The following is a 3,277-nucleotide window of genomic DNA, read 5'->3' on the forward strand; positions in this document are numbered from 1 at the left end:
AACTTTCCTGAACGAAATGTTACACGTCCTGCATAGCCATCGGTAGTCCAAGTTATAGCGTCCTCAAAAAGGTATTCATTGTAGTAACCGATAATTCCATTATTCACTGTCTGTGATGAATAAACAGGATATATATATAGGGGTAGGAACTGGACTCATTTTGGATACTGCAAGTACTTGTCCACGAGTGATTTCATCGAAGATATTTTTAACTTGATCTCTTACCCAAGGAGTACTAAACCCAGGAAATCTGAGTTTTGGTCCCTGTATAATCTGTTTTGTCATGATTTTTTTCTTAATTTTTGGGTACTTTTGCTCTTTAGAGCGTATTTTTATATGTAACAATATTAAATATTATAACCGAAAGAAAGATCATTAATACAGAAAACGCTTCCTTAAATCTATATGGATATAAATAAGTCCTCAACACAAAGTGTCGAGGACTTTTATGTAAAGCTTAAACAAGCATTCTTTGCACAAGAGCTTGTTTGAATTTTTTATGTTGCTTTAAAGTAGCTTCATAAGTATAAATTAGATTATTAATATCAGTAAATAAGCAATTTAACTTTTGGAGTTCTTCAGTTCCTTGTGGGTAAGATATCACTATTTGTTTTAACGTCCCCATGCCAACTCTTGGTATATTTGCTCTTGTCGCATATCTGTAAGCTATTCTGTTTAATATTTCAGCAATACTAACACAAGAAAACCCTCTATTAGAGATCATAATTCCACAATGTATGCTTGCTTGAAACTTACCCTCTCTATATTTTACATCTCCAGCATACTCACCATCTGTTGTCCAAGTAATTGAATTTTCAAATGAATAAGTATCAAAATAGCCACAAATACCATTATTAGAAGTTTTGGAACTGTAAACAGGATACCTAAATTCTTCAGTCTTTTCTTGACTTAACCTTGAAATATTATCTATCTTACCAATCTTAAAGTAATCAAATATAGAGTAAAGCTCTCCTTTTTTCCAATACTTATTAAAACCAGAGAACCTTAAGTCTGGTTGTGAATTATTTTGTACAAATAATAGCTTATAAATTAAGGTTCGTTTTAGTTCTTTTGATTTAGATAAGGCATTTTGTAGACTAGTAATCTTATCGTCAACTTCTTTAAAGAATTTACCTATTTTTTGTTGTTCTTTATAATCCTTAGGTAACCTTAATGTAAAACTTTCAAACTGAGTCTTATTTACAATATTAGTAATTGAAGAGGCACCTGCTCTAATTAACTTTTTGGTATTCTTGTTAAAGGAAGTTAGTAAGTAATAAACATCAAACCCTTTTTTTGCAGTCAAAGAATTTATCTGTTGGTTAAATGAAGTAGGGACAGTATTTATAGTATTTTTACCTATAGAAGCTATACAAGTTATTAATAGAGAATTTGCAGGAACTTTTCTTGCCTTCTCCCAACCTAAATCAGTAAGAGTTCTCTTTGTATTTTCAATTGTAGGAGAGTTTATATCAGAAGGTGTTACCCATTTATGTTTTCTTTGGTCATCCTCACGACTCCAATATTCTTTAACTTTTGTAGAAGGAGTATTACCTGTTTGAACTTTACCAATTTCATTTACTTCAAAAAATTGATAGCTCTCATTAAACCCAGGAAATCTTAATTTAGGAAGATTATTTTTTGGTTTTTCTTCACTTAAATATCTAATAGATTTCTCAAAAGTTAATAACTTATCTTGATAGACTAGTTCAAAATTAGCTTCTAGATAGAAATCTCTTACAGTTTGTTCAGCAGTATATTTTGCAATGCTAAATCTTAATTCTTCTAATTTGCTATTAGCATTTTCTGCTGTAGCTGTATGCTTAAACTTGCTTAAAGTTTTAGCTATAGCTTTATCTGCAAACATGTTCTTAAAGCCAAGAACACTATTTACATGGGTACTATAAAGTTTACTTACAAGGAAAGATAAAGGACTATCTGTAACATCCCTAGATAAATATTCTTTAGAGTATCCTGAGACCCCATTATCTATATCTTCTAATGATTGGAACGGATATATATATAGGGGCTAAAATAGTGTTGGCTTTAGGCACTGTAAGCACCTGTCCTTGGGTAGCTTTTACGAAGATTTTCTTCATTTTTTCTATTACCCAAGGTCCACTATACCCAGTAAAACTAGGTAAAGTACCCTGTATAATCTGTTTTGTCATGATATTTTCTTAATTTTTGAGACTATAGCTCGTTAGAGCTCTTTTTTATATGTAACAATAGTAAATATTATAACCGAAACAAAGATAATTAATACAGAAAACGCCTCTTTAAATCTATATGAGATGAGCATAATAAATAAGTCCTCAACACTAAGTGTCGAGGACTATTTGTATGTAACTTAAATGAACATACGTTGTAAGAGAGCTTGTTTAAGTAATTCAATGTTTTTTATATAACTACTTCTTATTTCGTATAACTTATCTAAATCAGCAAAAAGTTTAGCTATCTTTTCTTGCTCTTCTAAACTAGGAATTCTTACTAACATACTTTTTAATGTTGAAGATGATACCTCTAAAAAAGTAGTTCCTGTTGCATTTTGTAATGCAAAATCTTTAACCCTAGCTGTTAGCAGATAAATAAAGTAAGTTAGAGATTTACCTTCTTTAGGAATTAAGGATTGAAATCCTTGGTTTGTTGAGGCTTCTGCAGACAAAATAGCTGCTTTACCTATACTTGCCCTAGAAGTAAACAATACAGAATTTATAGGTAATATTTTTGCTGAACTGGATTTTAAACCAGCTTCAGTTATTTTTCTTCCGCTATCGGATATATAAACTTTATTGTTCTCAATCTCTGCAGGAGTAAACCAATTAACCGTTCCACCTTCCCAAAACTCTGGATTTGTTGTTAATGGAGTTCCTCCCCCAACGATATCGACTATATCACTTAAGAGAACTCTTTTCCATTTTTCTTTATAAGAAGAGAACCTTAATTTAGGTGCTTCTTCTAAAGAATTTGCTGTCATTTGGTAGGCTAAACTATTGCGTATCTCTAAAAAAATATTACTAACTTTTTTAGATTCTGCTACTATTTCATCAATTTCTTTAAAGAGGAAACTAATTTTATTTTGCTCAGCAAGATCAGGAGGATAAGCAAAAACTATCTGCTCCATCACATTATTCATTAACTTAGGAATAATAGCATTAGCCACATATCTAAAAGCAACCCTATTGAGAGCTTCTGCCATAGCTTTGTTACTATATCCACGATGAGAAATTAGAACTCCATTTACGTTAGTACTATAAAACTTTCCTGAACGAAATGT

At 31.1% G+C, this 3,277-nt stretch carries 3 protein-coding genes; all 3 read right to left on the reverse strand.

Annotated elements, in window-relative coordinates:
• The coding region (locus CJP74_RS08180; RefSeq protein ID WP_222987048.1) for a restriction endonuclease subunit S at positions 1-134 on the reverse strand (134 nt) is incomplete at its 3' end.
• Positions 135-457: 323 nt separating this feature from the next.
• On the reverse strand, positions 458-1,867 hold the full coding sequence (locus CJP74_RS07840; RefSeq protein WP_119497962.1) for a restriction endonuclease subunit S: 1,410 nt from the start codon (positions 1,865-1,867) through the stop codon (positions 458-460).
• A 483-nt stretch (positions 1,868-2,350) separates the two neighbouring features.
• A partial coding sequence (locus CJP74_RS07850; RefSeq protein WP_222987046.1) for a restriction endonuclease subunit S occupies positions 2,351-3,277 on the reverse strand: 927 nt, incomplete at its 5' end.

The organism is Psittacicella melopsittaci (assembly GCF_003585925.1).
Classification (GTDB): domain Bacteria; phylum Pseudomonadota; class Gammaproteobacteria; order Enterobacterales; family Psittacicellaceae; genus Psittacicella; species Psittacicella melopsittaci.

What these genes read in the sequence shown, in the direction of transcription:
- CJP74_RS07840 (WP_119497962.1), bottom strand. Translation starts at nt 1,867, where the DNA reads ATGTTTGCAGATAAAGCTATAGCTAAAACTTTAAGCAAGTTTAAGCAT.